Consider the following 15,823-nt stretch of genomic DNA (forward strand, 5'->3'; position numbering starts at 1 on the left):
ATCCTCAAGGAACCAGGCGCCGATCGGCGTGAACGGTCCGAGCAGCAGCACATAGACGAGGCCGGCAACCACCGGTGACACCGAGAATGGCAAGTCGATCAGTGACACCAGGAGCGCACGGCCGGGGAAGCGGTATTTGGCGATACACCAGGCCGCAGCAATTCCGAAGACGAGGTTGCAGGGCACCGCGATCGCGGCCACCAGCAGCGTCAGCTTGATCGCCGCGATCGCATCGGGATCATTGAAGGTCGCAAGCGCAGGTTCAAGCCCCAGGTTGAGCGCCTGCGCGAAGACCGCGATCAGCGGCGCGATCAGGAACAGCACCATCACGACGATGGTGAGCGTGATCAGCGTCGTGCGGACCCGCCGCGTTTCGGTGACCGGGGACGCGACACTGCGCAGCGCAATTGCGGTATCAGCCATTGCCGAACCTCCGGTAGCTCCAGACCTGCAGAAGGTTGATCAGAAGCAGAATGACGAACGCAATGGTGAGCATCACCGCGGCAATTGCCGCAGCGGCGGCGTAGTCACGTTCCTCCAGGCGGAAGACGATCAGCAATGGCAGGATTTCGGTTTGCCGTGGAATATTGCCGGCGATGAAGATGACCGAGCCATATTCGCCGACGGCGCGGGCGAAGGCGAGCGCAAAGCCGGTGAGGATTGCGGGGATCAGCGGTGGTAGAATGACGCGAACAATCGTGGTGCGCCGCGAAGCGCCGAGCGTTGCGGCAGCCTCCTCGACCTCACGATTGAATTCCTCGAGCACCGGCTGGACGGTGCGCACCACGAATGGCAGCCCGATGAAGACCAGCGCGATCCAGATACCGACGGGCGTATAGGCGATGGTGATGCCGAAGGGCGAGAACAGCCTTCCGAACCAGCCTTCCGGCACATAGAGCGCAGTGAGCGCGATACCGGCCACCGCGGTCGGCAGTGCGAAAGGCAGGTCGACGATGGCGTCAAGAAGCCGCCGCGCGAAGAAGCGATAACGAACCAGCACCCAGGCAATCATGACGCCGATCACGACGTTGAACATCGCGGCCACGAGGGATGCGCCAAAGCTCAGCTGCAGAGCGGCCAGGAAACGAGGCCCGGTGATGATAGCAACGAAGCGCTGCCACTCGAGCTCGAATGTCTTGATGTAGAGCCCGATGATCGGGATGAGAACGATCAGCGAGAGATAGAAGATCGTAAAGCCGAATGTCAGCCGGAAGCCCGGAATGATACTCGTCTCTCGGAAACGTAGCCTCATACGCGTTCAGCCCCGATGCCCCGTCACGTCCGCGGGCCGTGGGAGTGATTGCTTCCCACGGCCCGCCAGTTCGCCTGCGTGAATAGCGTCAGTCCTTGGAATAAATCTTGTCGAAAATGCCGCCATTATCAAAATGGGTAGGTTGTGCCTTGGCCCATCCACCGAAAACATCATCGACCTTAACCAGCTTCACCTTCGGGAACGCCTTGAGCGCCTCTGGATCGACGTGTTCCGGCTTGCCGGGGCGGTAGAAATTCCGCGCGAAGATCTTCTGCGCCTCGGGCGAGTAAAGCTGATCGAGGAACGCCTTGGCGATCTCGCGGGTGCCCTTCTTGTCGACATTCTTGTCCACGATTGCGACCTTCACCTCGGCGAGGATCGAAACCGAGGGCACCACGATTTCATAATCGGAGCCGAATTCCTTCAGTGTCAGCAGAGCCTCGTTCTCCCAGGCGATCAGGACGTCGCCGACCTTGTTCTGCACGAAGGTATTGGTTGACCCGCGTGCGCCGGTGTCCAGCACCCGCACGTTGCGATAGATCGCGGCGACGAAATCCTGCGCCTTCTTCTGATCGCCGCCAGTGCGATCGAGTTCATAGGCCCACGCCGCGAGGTAATTCCAGCGCGCGCCGCCCGAGGTCTTCGGATTGGGTGTGATGACCTGGATGCCGCGCCTGGCGAGATCGTTCCAGTCCTTGATGCCTTTCGGATTGCCCTTGCGCACCAGGAAGACGATGGTCGAGGTATAGGGCGACGATTCCTCCGGGAATTCTTTCTTCCAACCCGGCTCAATCAGGCCCTTCTGCTCGATGGCAAGCACGTCGCCTTCCAGAGGAAACGTCACGACGTCGGCCGGCAGACCTTCGATCACCGAGCGGACTTGAGCGCCTGACCCGCCATGGCTGTTGCTGACTTCGATGGCCTTGCCGGTCTTTTCCTTCCAGTATTTGACGAAATAATCCGCATAGTCGCGATACAATTCGCGGGTGGGGTCGTAGGACACGTTTACGAGCGTCTGAGCGAACGCGCCGCCCGATGCACCGAGCTGCAGCATCGCCACGACCGCGGCGGACGCAATCACCGATCTGCGTAAGAAAGTCCCAACCATCGTAGTCTCCATCATTTGTCTCAGCAGAAGCTCGCGCGCGCCTTCACGTTGCGTCGTTCCGAGCTTCAGAGTCAATGAAAGGCGATTTCATATTTTGGTTCGCGCTAGAACGACTTTGCTGTCGACACAGTCATGCTTGGTACATTCGAGCGCTTGATCGACGAGTGCGTCAGGAGCGCGCAGTTACCGCGCTTTCGACAGCGGCGAGACCGATGCGCCCCCGACGCCGGCGTGCGGCGGATGACTGACTGTCAGCGCCCGGCTGATACACGACGCTATAGCGTGCGACCGCTTCGGCAAATTTCACTGCGTCGGCCTGCTTTTTCACTTCAAAGGCATCGAATCCCGCACGGTGCATCAGGATAAACTGATCGCGCAGGACATCCCCGGTCGCTCGAATCTCTCCGCGATACTGGTATCGCTCGCGCAGGAGTCGGGCCTGCGAATAGGCGCGACCGTCGCGAAAGCTTGGAAACACCAACGAGACGAGCGCGAGCCGATCGAGATAAGGCGCAAGCTCCGAAACGTTGCGATCATTTGGCCAGTGAACTCCTGTCGCCCCGGAGCGCTGTGTCAATTCGCTGGCGTCGGCCAGGAGCCGGTCGGCCGGGACGATGATTTCCCCATCATCGGGGACGACCGCGTCGTCCAGAATGCGGACAAACCGATCTTCAACGATAGCGGCGTTCTTAACGAGCGGCATAAACACGTTCCTTGAAGGGTTCGACTCCGACCCGTTTCACCGTTTCGATAAACAGCTCGTTCGGTCGCTCGCGAAGCTCGATATAGGCGGCCACGACGTCTTCGATAACATCGGCAACTTCACCATACGGCACGGCCGGTCCGAGCAGGGCGCCGAGCTCCGCCTTTTCATCGGCCCGCCCTCCCAGGGTGATCTGGTAGAATTCCTGGCCGTTCTTCTCGACGCCGAGAATGCCGATATGACCAACGTGATGATGGCCGCAGGCGTTGATGCACCCTGAGATATTGATATGCAGCCGGCCAAGCTCCTGCTGAGTGCCGAGATTCTTGAAGCGGCGCGTCAGCTCCTGAGCGACAGGAATCGAGCGCGTGTTGGCAAGGCTGCAATAATCGAGGCCGGGGCACGCGATGATGTCGGACACGAGCCCGACATTCGGGGTTGCGACTCCGACCCGGTCGAGCGCTTCCCACAGCGCGAGCAGGTCCTTTTGGGCGACATGCGGCAGCACCAGATTCTGCTCATGCGCGACGCGAATTTCACCGAAACTGAACTGGTCCGCCGCGTCGGCGATGGTGTCCATCTGTGCCGATGTTGCATCGCCGGGCGGTGCGCCTTCCGGCTTCAGCGACAGAGTGACGATCGAATAACCCGGTACCTTGTGTGGTGAAACCGCATTTCTGTACCAGACATCGAAACGCGGGTCGCGCCCGCGCGCGGCCCGCAGGCTCGCAGGATTATCGGGCAGGTCCTCGTAAGATGGATAACGGAAGCGCGAGGCGATGTCCGCGATGAAAGCGTCATCGATGGACAGCGCGCCGTCCTTGATGGCCCGCCATTCGGCGTCGACCTCCGCCGCAAACTTCTCCGCCCCCATGTCGTGGACAAGGATCTTGATGCGGGCCTTGTATATGTTGTCGCGCCGTCCGTACTGGTTGTAAACGCGCAGGATCGCCTCGACGTAGCTGAGCAGATCGCGTTTGTGCAGGAACGGCTTGATCGTCTTTCCGACGAAAGGCGTGCGTCCAAGGCCGCCGCCGACGACCACTTCGAAGCCGACTTCGCCGGCGCCGTTCCTGTGCAGCCGAAGACCGATATCATGAACGCGAACCGCAGCGCGGTCGTGCGGCGCCGCCGTGAGCGCGATCTTGAACTTGCGGGGCAGGTACGTGAATTCCGGATGCATGGTCGAATGTTGCCGAAGAATCTCCGCCCAGATCCGCGCGTCCTCGACTTCGTCCGGCGCAACCCCAGCCCATTGGTCCGTGGTCACGTTGCGTACGCAATTGCCGCTGGTCTGCATGGCGTGCAGCCCGGCTTTTGCGAGATCGGCCATGACGTCCGGCAGGTCGCTGAGCTTGATCCAGTTGAACTGGATGTTCTGCCGGGTGGTGAAATGGCCATAGTCCCGGTCATAGCGGCGTGCAACATGCGCGAGCGTCCGCAACTGATCCGATGACAATGTCCCATAGGGAATGGCGATCCGCAGCATGTAGGCGTGGAGTTGCAAATACACGCCATTCATCAGCCGCAGCGGTTTGAATTCGTCTTCGGTAAGTTCGCCGGAAAGCCGTCGCGCGACTTGATCGCGAAATTCTCGCACGCGTTCCGCTACAAGAGTGCGATCAAATTCATCGTATATGTACATGTGCGACGCTCGACCTAGAGTGCATTCACAGCCGGCAACTCGAAAGTCGGGCCGAAGACACGGATACGTTCGCGGAGATTGCCGGGTTCGATGCGTCCGTCGACGATTTCCACGGGCGCGACATAAGCGCCGACCGCGTCGATGTCACTGGCATTTGCAGAGGCCAGCAGATCTTTCGCATCTTGGGCGCTCGTGACCACCGCGGCGTCCTCGAGCTGCGTGGCCCAGCCCCCGGTCGCCGTGAAATACACAACCGCGCCGTCGCTGAGGCGATTGGCGGTGACGACGACGGGGCCACGTACCTTCAGTTTTTGCTGGCTCGGCGCGGTCATGCTGCAACCTCGACCTCTTGCCGGCTCAGTGAAGCCCGCCATGGTTCGGATCGCGCAACGACTTCGCCGATCACCAGCAAGGCAGGTCCGCTGCCGGCGGCAACGGCCAGTGTCGGCAATTCATCGAGACGACCGACCAAGGCCTTGGCGTCGGGTCGCGTTCCGCGGACCAGAACAGCGACCGGTGTTTTCGGGTCGCGACCGGCCGCGATCAATCGATCCCGCACCGTGCCGGCGGCGGAAAGACCCATATAGACCGCGACCGTGGTGTGTGGATTGGATGCAGCCGACCAATCGACGGCTTCGGCGCCATCAGACGTATTGGCGGTAATGAAGGTCAGCTGAGTTGCCTCCTGACGGAAGGTCAGGGGCAGGCCCACCTCAGCTGCGCAGCCGAGCGCGGCCGTGATGCCCGGCACGACGAATGCGGACACGCCAGCCTGACGCAATTGTTCGAGCTCTTCGCCGCCACGACCGAAAATGAAAGGATCGCCGCCCTTGAGCCGCACCACCTGCTTGCCGGCGCTTGCCGCTTCGATCAGGCGGCGGTTGATTGCGTCCTGGCCAATGCCGGGCTCGCCCTTGCGCTTGCCGACGAAGACCAGCTCCGCATCGCGACGCGCGCGCGCCAGGATCTCTTGCGTGACGAGGTCGTCGTAAAAGATGACATCGGCGTTCTGCAACGTGTGAAGCGCGCGCAGCGTCAAAAGATCAGGATCGCCCGGACCTGCGCCAACCAGGAAGACGACCCCGGACGGTGCTTCGGGCGAACGAGAATCTTCGACTGCGCGCGCAAGCGCGGTTTCGGCTTCCCGCCAGCGTCCGGCCAGCGCGGCGGCGCCGATTGGTCCGTCAACGACGCGCTCCCAGAAGCGTCGCAACGATCGTGACGCGTGGCGCGCCTTCGCAAATCGCTCGCGATAGCGCCCCATCAATGCGGCAAGGTCGCCGAGACGCGCGGGCAACAACGCTTCGATCTGCTCTCGGATACGCCTCGCCAGCACCGGCGAGGCTCCGTTCGTTCCGATTGCAACGACGACGTCGCCTCGATCCACGATCGCGGGAAAGATGAAGTTTGAAAGGTCGGGGCGATCAACCACGTTGATAAGGCCGCCGGCTGCGCGGATGCGTCCTGCAATGGCGTCATCGCGCTTGTCTCCGTACGCGATGACGACGGCGGCAAATTGCGACGCGTCGATATCTGATGCGCGGCTCGTATCGATCTCGACTCGTCCGGGCCCGCCCGCCGTGAGGAGTTCGGCGGACGCGTCTTCGTCATCAGAGAACCAGCGAACGCTCGCGCCGGCTGAGCGCAACAGCTGCAGCTTGTTGATCGCCGCCGGGCTGTTGCCGACAAGCGCGATCGTCCCTGACGACAGGTCCAAAAACAGAGGCAGAAAACGCATCGGGCCAAAACTCCAGTTGACGAGAAATATTTTCCATTTAAGACTCAAAAATCAATCGAGAATAGAAAAATTTTCTACTGTTTAGAGTTCGTGTTGTGGAACGTCGCATGCAGCCTTCAACAAAAAACGACACACTTCTTCTCGCGGCCGAATATTCGGATCGCGAACACGCGTTGGCCGCGGACGGGCGGCGCCTCATTGACGTGATTCGGGATTGGGGCGTTGAAGCCGCCGCCGAATGCGGCGGCGCTGGCCTCTGCGGCAATGGCTTCGTCGAACATGACGAGACTTTCGTCTCTGTGCCGACCAATGACGCCTTCAAGTGGCCGCGGCTCGCGCTCGCAGCGGGGAGGGCGTGACCATGGATCGGCTCGACGAACTGGAATCGCAAAGCATCTACATCTTCCGCGAGGCCTTCGAGCGGCTGCAGAAGCTCGCCTTGCTTTGGTCGCTCGGAAAGGACTCCAACGTCATGATCTGGCTGGCGCGCAAGGCCTTTTTCGGCCGCGTGCCGTTTCCGGTCATGCATGTCGATACCGGCAAGAAGTTCAGCGAAATGTATGACTTTCGCGACCGCTACGCGAAGGAATGGGGCCTCGATCTGATCGTCGAGCAATGCCCCCCGATCGAAGCGGTCGATCCCACGTTGCCGCCGGCGGCGCGATCGGCCGCCCGAAAGACGGAAGGCCTGAAGCTCGCGCTCGCAAAGCACGGCTTCGATGGTCTCTTCGCAGGCATCCGGCGCGACGAAGAGGCAACGCGCGCGAAGGAACGGGTGTTTTCGCCCCGCGGCGCTGAGGGACTTTGGGACGTACGCGACCAGCCGCCCGAATTCTGGAATCACTTCAATGCCTCGCCGCCGCCCGGCGCGCATTTGCGGGTGCATCCGATCCTGCATTGGACCGAAAGCGACATCTGGCGCTACACCCGGCGCGAGGGAATCCCGATCATTCCCCTCTACCTCTCGCGTGGCGGCAAGAGATATCGCTCGCTCGGCGATGCCGACATCACATTCCCGGTGGAGTCCGAGGCGAGCACGCTCGACGAGATTATCGCCGAACTCGACGCCACCAAGACACCCGAACGGTCCGGCCGCGCCATGGATCATGAATCCGAGGATGCTTTCGAGCGCCTGCGTGCCGCCGGCTATCTTTAACCCCTGTTCCGAGTGCAATCCATGAATGCGATCATTCCAGCGCAGCTCCGCGCAGCGGATGCCATCTCACCGCGCCCTCTCGTCCGCATCGTGATCGTCGGCCATGTCGATCACGGCAAGTCGACCCTGATCGGCCGGCTACTGCACGAAACCGGAAGCCTGCCGGACGGCAAACTCGAGAGCCTGCGGGCGATCAGCGCACGGCGTGGCATGCCGTTCGAATGGTCATTCCTGCTGGACGCATTGCAGTCGGAGCGTGACCAGGGGATCACGATTGACACCAGCCAGATAAGATTTCGGACGCAGTCGCGGGATTTCGTGCTGATCGATGCGCCGGGTCACGCCGAATTCCTTCGCAACATGCTCACCGGCGCCGCGCAGGCCGACGGCGCTGTACTGATTGTCGATGCGTCAGAGGGCATCCGCGAGCAGACGCGGCGGCACGGATATCTTCTTCATCTTCTCGGGATCCGGCAGTTGGTCGTTGTGATCAACAAGATGGATCGCATCAACTACGATGCCGGGCGCTTTCGCGAATTGGAGACCGAAATCACCGGATACATGACGGGTCTCGGGCTGCCGCCGTCCGAGGTCATTCCGGTCTCGGCACGCGAAGGCTCCGGCATCACGGAGCACACGCATACATCCGGGTGGCACCGCCCGACTTTGGTGGATGCGCTCGACCGGTTCGACCCCGCGCGCGCCGCGCCGGACCTTCCGCTGCGTCTCCCGGTACAGGCGGTCTACAAGTTCGACGACCGGCGCATTCTTGCCGGCCGGATCGAAAGTGGACGTGTCAGCGTCGGTGACGAAATTCTTGTTCAGCCATCCGGCCGCAGGGCTCGCATCAAATCGATCGAAGGCTGGTTTGCGGGTCAACCGGGCTCAGGCCCGCAATATGCAACAGCCGGGCAATCGATCGGCGTCACGCTCGATGACGCATTGTTTGTCGAGCGGGGGCATGTGATCGCGCTTCGTGCGGCACCCGCAAAGACGGGGGACCAGATTCGTGCCCGCCTGTTCTGGCTGCATTCGTCTCCCTTGAATGTCGGCATGCGTCTCATCGTTCGGATTGGCACGGCTGAAGCACGTGCCGTTGTGAAGACCATCAGCAATGCGGTTGATCCTGGTCTGCTGGCTCCGAACCAAAGCCAGACGATCGACCAAAACTGCGTGGGCGAGGTCGAGTTCTCGCTGTCCGAGCCGGTCGCGTGCGACCCACACGATGCCAACCCGACAACCGGGCGGATTGTTCTTGAGTTCGACGGCCGCATTGTCGGCGGAGGCTTGGTTCTGGCGGTCGATGAGGCGCGGGCCGCCGCTGTCGTTCAAGAGGCGCCGGCAAAGCCCGCGCCTCGCATCAAGCCGCTCGAAGCCGAAGCATCACGCCTTGCGGCGCTGCTGGCGGACCTGTCTCCGCCGGAGCGGATCGCAACGCTTCGGCGCGAGATCGCCGGCAAGATCGTCTTCACCACGAGCTTCGGATTGGAAGACCAGGCTGTCCTTCATTGGATCGCGCGGAGCGGCCTCGACATCGAGGTGGTGACGCTCGACACTGGCCGGCTGTTTCCCGAAACCTATGCGTTGTGGGCGGAAACGGAAAACCGATATGGCATTCGCGTTCGAGCCGTCTATCCCAATCACGTCGACCTCGAAGCGCTGGTATCGCGACAGGGCATCGATGGCTTTTACGACTCCAAGGAGGCGCGCCTTTCGTGCTGCCATGTCCGCAAGGTCGAGCCGCTCAATCGCGCGCTCACGGGGGCGCAGGCGTGGATCACGGGCCTGCGTGGCGATCAGTCGGCACACCGCGCGGAGATGCGCGTTCTCGAACTCGATTCGGAACGTGGATTGCTCAAGCTCAATCCCGTGTTCGACTGGACGCGCGACGCGCTGGTGGCATTTGCAAAGGAGCAGTCCATTCCGACCAATCCGCTGCACGCCAGGGGTTTTCTCTCAATCGGGTGCGCGCCATGCACACGGCCGGTCGTGGAAGGCGAGCCGGAGCGCGCGGGTCGCTGGTGGTGGGAACAAGACAAGAAGGAATGCGGCCTTCACGTGAGACGCGCGTAAAGCACCGTCCCCACATTGTCGACTGCGCATCAAAGGTCCGACTTCGCCAGTCTGACGGCGGATTCGCGCTTCTGGATATGCTGCCGGTAGAGGCTGACGGCCTGGTTCGCCAGCCGCTGCGGGTCTCGCTCGCCCTCCCGATAAAGCCGCAAGACCTCCCGCGCCAGGAAGGACATCGCTTCCTCCTCGGAAATGTCTTTTCGCTGGTGGCGGAGGTGGGCGAGTTGAAGGGACGCGAGGTTCTGAGCCTCGGCAATCTTCTCGGAGTTGCGCCTGGTGAAACGGAACATACTGGTCACCGGTTTCGACCGGCGCTTCAACGTCCTCCGATGGTCATGGTTCCTTCCCGGAAGCCGAGGAGGCAACCACGTAAAGCGACTAGCGGCTGAGCTGAAGGCACCACCCTTCTGCAAACACGTGGGGACGGGCATAGCGCCTCCCGCGCCCAACTGCGCGCCGCGATCAGGAGCCGTCTGTGACGCGAACTAATCCTGCGAATTCGGGTGAGGCTGGCGAAAGCGGCTCAGGCCCTGTGGGGCCTTATCGGTCTGCGTGGTGCGCGGCCTGTTCAACAGAGCCAGCTTTATCGCGGCTTGAGCAGAACCGATATCGCCATTGTGCAGTGCAGCTTCGATAATCCGCGACGCAGCAACCCGCGTCGATGGCGTGGCCGGGCTGTTGAGAATGCGCTTCGCGGCGTCTTCCAGGGTGAACAGGACGGAGCCGTCATTGAGCCGAATCGGGCTGGTCAGCAGCCGCTTCCACTCAGCGACTTCACGCCTTCGCCGGAGCTCTTCTTTCGCAGGTTTGTATGGTCCAGCCTGTGTCATTGAAATTTAATCTTAGCTTCGATGAGGCCGAATGCTCAATCAAAAAGCAAACGGCTCGCGGACGCTTGGGGAAAATCGCACGGGCAAAATGTCAGTGTGAGGATGTTGGTACCGTCAGACAGCGGGAGGACTGTCTCAACCGGAACGCGAGGCAGCCGAACATGTTCCGCGCGGTACGCGGCTGCCCCTGGTCGATGGCGATTCGTCGCTCGCCGCGCCTTTCACGCACTGGCAAGTCGATCCGAACGAAGGTGAGTTCGCGCCTACTGGCACCAAGTCTACCGGCGCTTGATGCAGCGGCGCGTGCGCTCGATTTTCTTTGTCCCACCAACCTTGACGTGGTTGCCGCCGATGACTTCCTTGATCTGTCCGCCGGGACACGTCCCGTCGTCGACCAATACCCGCTCTCCTTCGCGCATTGCGCCCATGGCAGGCTCGCGCTTCAGGACCTGTTGCGCATCCGCAGTTCCTTGAAAAAGGGCGCAGGCTGCACAGATCAGAAGCCCGCCCATTATGGTGTTGACCCAAGACATATCGGTTCCCCCCGATTGTTGAAGGCCTTCCCAGCGCGCCGACACTGCCGGCACACATTATGGTATCCAGCGCTGTGGCGCGAACGGCGATTTCGGGCGCTCGGACAGGGAAATGTCGGCAGGGCGCCGCCCGGGCGGACGAGGTAAGGGGTCGCTGTTCTGCTCTGGCGGAAGTGGGATAGATTGGGACTGAAACAAGCTTTCCAGTGATGGACATGACCCTTGCGGAAAAGATCATCGCGCGAGCGGCCGGACGGCAGTCCGTGGCGCCGGGCGAGATCGTGACCTGCGCGGTCGATCTTGCGATGATCCATGATTCCGGCGGTCCGCGCCGCGTCGAGCCGATCCTCAGGCGGCTTGGGGTCGATGTCTGGGACCCCGCAAAGGTTGTGCTCATCACCGACCATTATGTGCCGGCCGGCGATGACGAGAGCCGGACCATCCAGGCCATCACGCGGCGGTTTGCAGCCAACCAGGGCATCGCGAATTTCTACGACCAGCAGGGCATCTGCCACGTCGTGCTGCCGGAGCGCGGGCATCTGCGGCCCGGCATGTTCGTGGTCGGCGGCGACAGCCACTCACCGACCGGGGGCGCATTCGCAGCCTATATGTTCGGGATCGGCGCAACCGAAATGGCGGGCGTGCTCGCGACCGGCGAGATCTGGGTGCGCGTGCCGGATACCATCCGCATCGAATGGACCGGGCGCCTCAATCCGGGCGTGTCGGCCAAGGACATGATGCTGCATTTGTGCGCGCAACTCGGCATGGACGGCGGCAAATACCAGGCGGTGGAATATATCGGCGAAGCCGTGCGCGCGCTGCCGATGCAGGAGCGGATGACGCTCTCCAACATGGCGGCGGAGCTCGGCGCGCAGGCGGGATTGATCGAAGCCGACGACACCACGGCGACGTTCCTCGAATCCGCCGGCGTGCCGCGCGATCGCATAACGAATTTGCGCAGCGACGAAGGCAGCCGTGTCGCCGAGCATCATGTGTTCGATGCAAGCGTGCTTTCTCCGCAGGTCGCCGCCCCGCACAGCCCGGCCAATGCGGCGCCTGTTGAACAGCATGCCGGCACGAAGATCGACGTGGCCTATATCGGCGCCTGCACCGGCGCGAAGCTCGCCGACTTGCGGATGGCCGCCGAAGTCCTGCGCGGGCGCAATGTCGCGAAAGGCGTGGAGCTGATCTGCGCGCCGGCATCGCTGCGCGATCAGGAGATCGCGCGCAGCGAGGGTACGCTCGGCGCGATACTCGAGGCCGGCGCGAGCCTCATTGCCAATGCCTGCGGCATCTGCGCCGGTTACGGTGACAACCGGCTCGGCGAAAACGTGGTCGCGATCTCGTCCACGGCGCGCAACTTCAAGGGCCGCATGGGGGCGGCGAGTTCGCAGGTCTATCTCGGTTCGCCCTACACCACGGCGGCCTCCGCCATCGAAGGCCGGATTGCCGACCCGCGACCCTACCTGAAGGGGGCGCGGCAATGAGCGGGCGCGCGTTCGTCTTCGGCGACAATATCGACACCGACGTGCTGGCGCCGGGCCGCTACATGAAGGGCTCGATCGAGGAGCTTGCGAGGCATTGCCTGGAAGCGGTCGATCCCGATTTTGCGAAGAGTGTGCAGCCCGGCGATGTCGTAGTTGCCGGACGCAATTTCGGCATGGGCTCCTCGCGCGAACAGGCGGCGCAGGCGCTGAAGGTTCTCGGCGTTGCGGCGGTGGTCGCCAAATCCTTCGGCGGCATCTTTTACCGCAATGCGCTGAACCTTGGGCTGCCGGTGGTCGTATGCGAAGAGGCGGACACGATCGGTGTCGGCGATCGGCTCAGTGTCGACCTTGCGGGTGGCAAGGTCGTAAACGAGACCAGCGGCCGCACGCTCAAGAGCGAACCGCTACCGCAATTCCTGCTCGACATGCTGGCGGATGGCGGCCTCGTGCCGCATCTCGAAAAGCGGTTTTCGCGGCAAAAGGCGGGCTGATCAGCGCGCCTTCAGCGCGGCAATGAAGTCCGCGCAGGTCATCACCTCGGCCACCGACCGCAGCGTCGCGACATTGGTGCGATGCACGTCGTCGGAGAAGGCGGCGCAGCCGTCCTCCAGCAGGATGCAGTGGAAGTCGCGCACATGCGCATCGCGCAATGTCGAGGCGACGCCGCCATTGGTGACGATGCCGGTAAAGACGAGGGTGTCAATACCGGCCTTGCGCAGCACCCATTCCATGCGCGTCATGTAGAAGGCCGAATAGGCGATCTTTTCGATCGAGAGATCCGCGGGCTGCAATTCGTCGACCAGCGCGTGGCCGAAGCTGCCGGGCGCAAAGTGCCCCTTGCGCAGGAACGGGCGAAGCGTCTTGAGATGCGGCGAGATGAAGGGCTCGCCGCCTTTGCCCGGCACCAGCGTGAAGTGCGTCGAGATCACCCAGCCGCCGGCTGCTCGCACGGCATCCGCTACCGGCTTCACGCGCGCCGGAAGCGCGGCAATGGCGGGCGCGGTCGCACCGCCCTTGGCATAGGCGCCTTCGGGATGCAGGAAATCGTTCTGCAAATCGACGATGAAGAGTCCGACGGATTGCGGTCGCGACAGGTCGATCATGACGATGCCCGCTCGATGATGACATTGCCGAACCGGTCCACGCGCCCGCGCAGGTCCGGTTCGATGAAGATGGTCGCGTCCTCCTGTTCGAGGATCGCCGGGCCTTCAACCACGGCATCGACCGGCAGCATGCGCCGGGTATAGATCGACGCCGTGTGCCACCGGCCATCGACATAGACTTGGCGCTCGCCGTTCTTCGCCGCTTCGGTGCTGCCGGTAGCGGGCGCAAGGCTTGCGAGATCGAGCTTCGGCCGCCGTCCGATCAGCGCCACATGCAGGTTCAGGACGCGGATCGCGATTCCGTCCAGCAGCCGGCCGTAGACCTCGCGATAGCGCGTCTCGAAGGCTTCGCGCAGCGCCTGCCGGTCCACCGGGCGATCGGCCTGCCAAGGGATCGGCACCGAAACGGTATGGGTCTGGCCGAGATACAGCATGTCGCAGGACACGAGAACCTCGCGCCCGTCGAACGCGACGCCGGACCGGTCGAGCAGGCGTTCGCCGGTCGCCGCCTTCTCGGCGATCCCGGCGTTGAACACGGTGAGATCGATCTCGTCGAGCGTGCGGTTCACCGTGTGCACGAAGTCCTGGCGCATGTCGGCGATCACGCAGCCGAGCGCCGAGGTGACGCCGGGATAGGGCGGCACCAGTGCGGCCTTCAGGCCGACCTCCTTCATCAGCGCGCCGGCATGCAATGCGCCGCCGCCGCCGAAGGGCATCAGTGCGAAGTCGCGCGGATTGTGCCCGCGTTCGATCGAAACGAGGCGGATCGCGCCGGCCATGCGGCTGTTGGCGACGCGCACGATCGCTTCGGCCGCGGCCACCGGTTCGAGGCCCAGAGGATCGGCGACTTCCGTCTTGATCGCGGCCTTCGCGGCTTCGAGGTCGAGCCGTTTGAGGCCGCCGCCGATCGGCCGGTCCGGATTGATGCGGCCGAGCACGAGATTGGCGTCGGTGAGGGTCGGGCGGGTGTTGCCCTGCCCGTAGCAGACCGGGCCCGGGATCGAGCCCGCCGATTCCGGGCCGACCTGCAACAGGCCGCCCCGGTCCACATAGGCGATCGAGCCGCCGCCCGCGCCGATGGTAGTGATCTCGATCATCGGCGTGCGCACCACGAGGCCGAAGTCGATCGCTGTCTGGGCGGCGAGCGTCGTTTCGCCATTTGCGATCAGCGAGACGTCGAAGCTCGTGCCGCCGACATCGCCGGTGACGATGTTCGGAAAGCCCGCGGTGTTGGCGATATGCGCCGCGGCGATGACGCCGGCCGCGGGGCCGGACAGTGCGGTGCGGACCGGCATGGCTTTCGCGGTCTCGACCGTCATCACGCCGCCGTTCGATTGCACGATCAGCAACTGGCCGCCGAAAGACTGTTTCCCGAGCTCCGATGCGAGTCGGTCGAGATAGTCCGCCACCACCGGCTGCAGATAGGCATTCAGCGTGGTGGTGGATGCGCGTTCGAATTCGCGGATCTCGGGGAGGATGTCGCTCGAAATGTTCACATAGGCGTTCGGCCAGACTGACCGGATCGCCTCGGCGGCAATTCGTTCGTTGGCCGCATTCGCATAGGCATTGATGAAGGTGACGGCCACCGCTTCAGCCCCCAGCGCGAGCAGCTCGCGCGCGCGCGCCTTCACCTCCTCGGGATCGAGCGCGGTATGCACCGTGCCGTCCGCCAGCACGCGCTCGCGCACTTCGACGCGCCGCTCGCGCGGCACCACCGGCTCGAACTGCCCCCACGGCCCCAGGTCTGCGGACGGTCGCGGCGCCGCATTTCGAGCACGTCGCGGAAGCCCTCGGTCGCGATCACCCCGGCCCTGCCGCCCTTGCGCTCGAGCAGCGCGTTGGTGCCGACGGTGGTGCCATGGACGATGGTCGCGATGTTCGACACGTCGTCCGTGCCTTGCCGGATCCCGTTCAGGAAGCCGGCGGCCTCGCGCCCGCGCGTGGACGGCACCTTGGCGATCCACGACTTGCCGCTTTCCTCGTCGAGGAAGAACAGGTCGGTGAACGTGCCGCCGACGTCTACGCCGATCACAAGACGCCGTGTCATGCCGCGTCCGTCTTGCCGTAGGCGCGACGTGCGGCTTCGCGCGTCACGTATCCATTCTCGATGTCGTGCGCGATCAAGGCCTCGGGGCGCTCCTTCGCCTTTCCGAAGCCGCCGCCGCCCGGTGTCTCCAGCCGCACGCGCTCATTCT

At 63.1% G+C, this 15,823-nt stretch carries 15 protein-coding genes and 2 pseudogenes; 4 read left to right on the forward strand and 13 right to left on the reverse strand.

Annotated elements, in window-relative coordinates; translation table 11 throughout:
* The 8 genes and pseudogenes from cysW to VN004_RS17725 all read right to left on the reverse strand — a co-directional run.
* Positions 1-423, reverse strand: a pseudogene (cysW, locus tag VN004_RS17690) (sulfate/thiosulfate ABC transporter permease CysW); the annotation flags it as partial.
* Entirely contained in the window at positions 416-1,252 is an 837-nt protein-coding gene (cysT, locus tag VN004_RS17695) for a sulfate ABC transporter permease subunit CysT (protein WP_325612821.1), read from the reverse strand. The pseudogene cysW and the gene cysT, both read right to left, overlap by 8 nt.
* 88 nt (positions 1,253-1,340) lie before the next feature.
* Positions 1,341-2,360 carry a sulfate ABC transporter substrate-binding protein gene (locus tag VN004_RS17700; protein WP_325612823.1) on the reverse strand — a complete coding sequence of 340 codons (1,020 nt, stop codon included), beginning with the start codon at positions 2,358-2,360 and terminating at the stop codon, positions 1,341-1,343.
* A gap of 169 nt (positions 2,361-2,529) precedes the next feature.
* Positions 2,530-3,063 carry a DUF934 domain-containing protein gene (locus VN004_RS17705; RefSeq protein WP_325612863.1) on the reverse strand — a complete coding sequence of 178 codons (534 nt, stop codon included), beginning with the start codon at positions 3,061-3,063 and terminating at the stop codon, positions 2,530-2,532.
* Positions 3,050-4,708: a nitrite/sulfite reductase gene (locus tag VN004_RS17710; protein WP_325612825.1), complete on the reverse strand. Its 1,659-nt coding sequence runs from the start codon at positions 4,706-4,708 to the stop codon at positions 3,050-3,052. Before VN004_RS17710 ends, VN004_RS17705 begins: the two co-directional genes overlap by 14 nt.
* Positions 4,709-4,722: 14 nt before the next feature.
* A complete protein-coding gene (locus tag VN004_RS17715; protein ID WP_325612827.1) occupies positions 4,723-5,040 on the reverse strand; it encodes a DUF2849 domain-containing protein in 318 nt (105 codons plus the stop codon).
* A complete protein-coding gene (gene cysG / locus VN004_RS17720; RefSeq protein ID WP_325612831.1) occupies positions 5,037-6,446 on the reverse strand; it encodes a siroheme synthase CysG in 1,410 nt (469 codons plus the stop codon). The genes VN004_RS17715 and cysG overlap by 4 nt, the downstream gene beginning before the upstream one ends.
* Before the next feature lie 116 nt (positions 6,447-6,562).
* Positions 6,563-6,727, reverse strand: coding sequence for a hypothetical protein (locus VN004_RS17725; RefSeq protein ID WP_325612834.1), 165 nt, complete (start codon positions 6,725-6,727; stop codon positions 6,563-6,565).
* 80 nt (positions 6,728-6,807) lie between these two features.
* Here VN004_RS17725 and cysD point away from each other — a divergent pair, with 80 nt between their 5' ends.
* Both cysD and VN004_RS17735 read left to right on the forward strand, forming a co-directional pair.
* Positions 6,808-7,602, forward strand: a complete 795-nt coding sequence (cysD, locus tag VN004_RS17730; protein WP_325612837.1) for a sulfate adenylyltransferase subunit CysD — start codon at positions 6,808-6,810, stop codon at positions 7,600-7,602.
* A gap of 21 nt (positions 7,603-7,623) precedes the next feature.
* Positions 7,624-9,675: a phosphoadenylyl-sulfate reductase gene (locus VN004_RS17735; RefSeq protein ID WP_325612839.1), complete on the forward strand. Its 2,052-nt coding sequence runs from the start codon at positions 7,624-7,626 to the stop codon at positions 9,673-9,675.
* Between the two features lie 29 nt (positions 9,676-9,704).
* Here the strand turns inward: VN004_RS17735 and VN004_RS17740 are convergent, their stop codons facing one another.
* The 3 genes from VN004_RS17740 to VN004_RS17750 all read right to left on the reverse strand — a co-directional run bounded on the left by VN004_RS17740 (position 9,705) and on the right by VN004_RS17750 (position 11,092).
* On the reverse strand, positions 9,705-9,851 hold the full coding sequence (locus tag VN004_RS17740) for a hypothetical protein (RefSeq protein ID WP_325612844.1): 147 nt from the start codon (positions 9,849-9,851) through the stop codon (positions 9,705-9,707).
* Positions 9,852-10,160: 309 nt separating this feature from the next.
* Complete coding sequence (locus tag VN004_RS17745) at positions 10,161-10,505, reverse strand: hypothetical protein (RefSeq protein ID WP_325612847.1); 345 nt, start codon at positions 10,503-10,505, stop codon at positions 10,161-10,163.
* 278 nt (positions 10,506-10,783) lie between these two features.
* Positions 10,784-11,092 (reverse strand): DUF6719 family protein, encoded by a 309-nt coding sequence (locus tag VN004_RS17750; protein ID WP_325612850.1) that lies wholly within the window; start codon positions 11,090-11,092, stop codon positions 10,784-10,786.
* A gap of 155 nt (positions 11,093-11,247) precedes the next feature.
* Here VN004_RS17750 and VN004_RS17755 point away from each other — a divergent pair, with 155 nt between their 5' ends.
* Positions 11,248-12,525, forward strand: a complete 1,278-nt coding sequence (locus VN004_RS17755) for a 3-isopropylmalate dehydratase large subunit (protein WP_325612854.1) — start codon at positions 11,248-11,250, stop codon at positions 12,523-12,525.
* Positions 12,522-13,016 carry a 3-isopropylmalate dehydratase small subunit gene (locus VN004_RS17760; protein WP_325612858.1) on the forward strand — a complete coding sequence of 165 codons (495 nt, stop codon included), beginning with the start codon at positions 12,522-12,524 and terminating at the stop codon, positions 13,014-13,016. Before VN004_RS17755 ends, VN004_RS17760 begins: the two co-directional genes overlap by 4 nt.
* Here the strand turns inward: VN004_RS17760 and VN004_RS17765 are convergent, their stop codons facing one another.
* Positions 13,017-13,628, reverse strand: a complete 612-nt coding sequence (locus tag VN004_RS17765) for a cysteine hydrolase (RefSeq protein ID WP_325612861.1) — start codon at positions 13,626-13,628, stop codon at positions 13,017-13,019.
* Positions 13,625-15,675, reverse strand: a pseudogene (locus tag VN004_RS17770) (hydantoinase/oxoprolinase family protein). The gene VN004_RS17765 and the pseudogene VN004_RS17770 overlap by 4 nt, the downstream one beginning before the upstream one ends.
* Between the last annotated feature and the right edge of the window lie 148 nt (positions 15,676-15,823).

The organism is Pseudorhodoplanes sp. (assembly GCF_035565855.1).
In the GTDB taxonomy this organism is placed as follows: domain Bacteria; phylum Pseudomonadota; class Alphaproteobacteria; order Rhizobiales; family Xanthobacteraceae; genus Pseudorhodoplanes.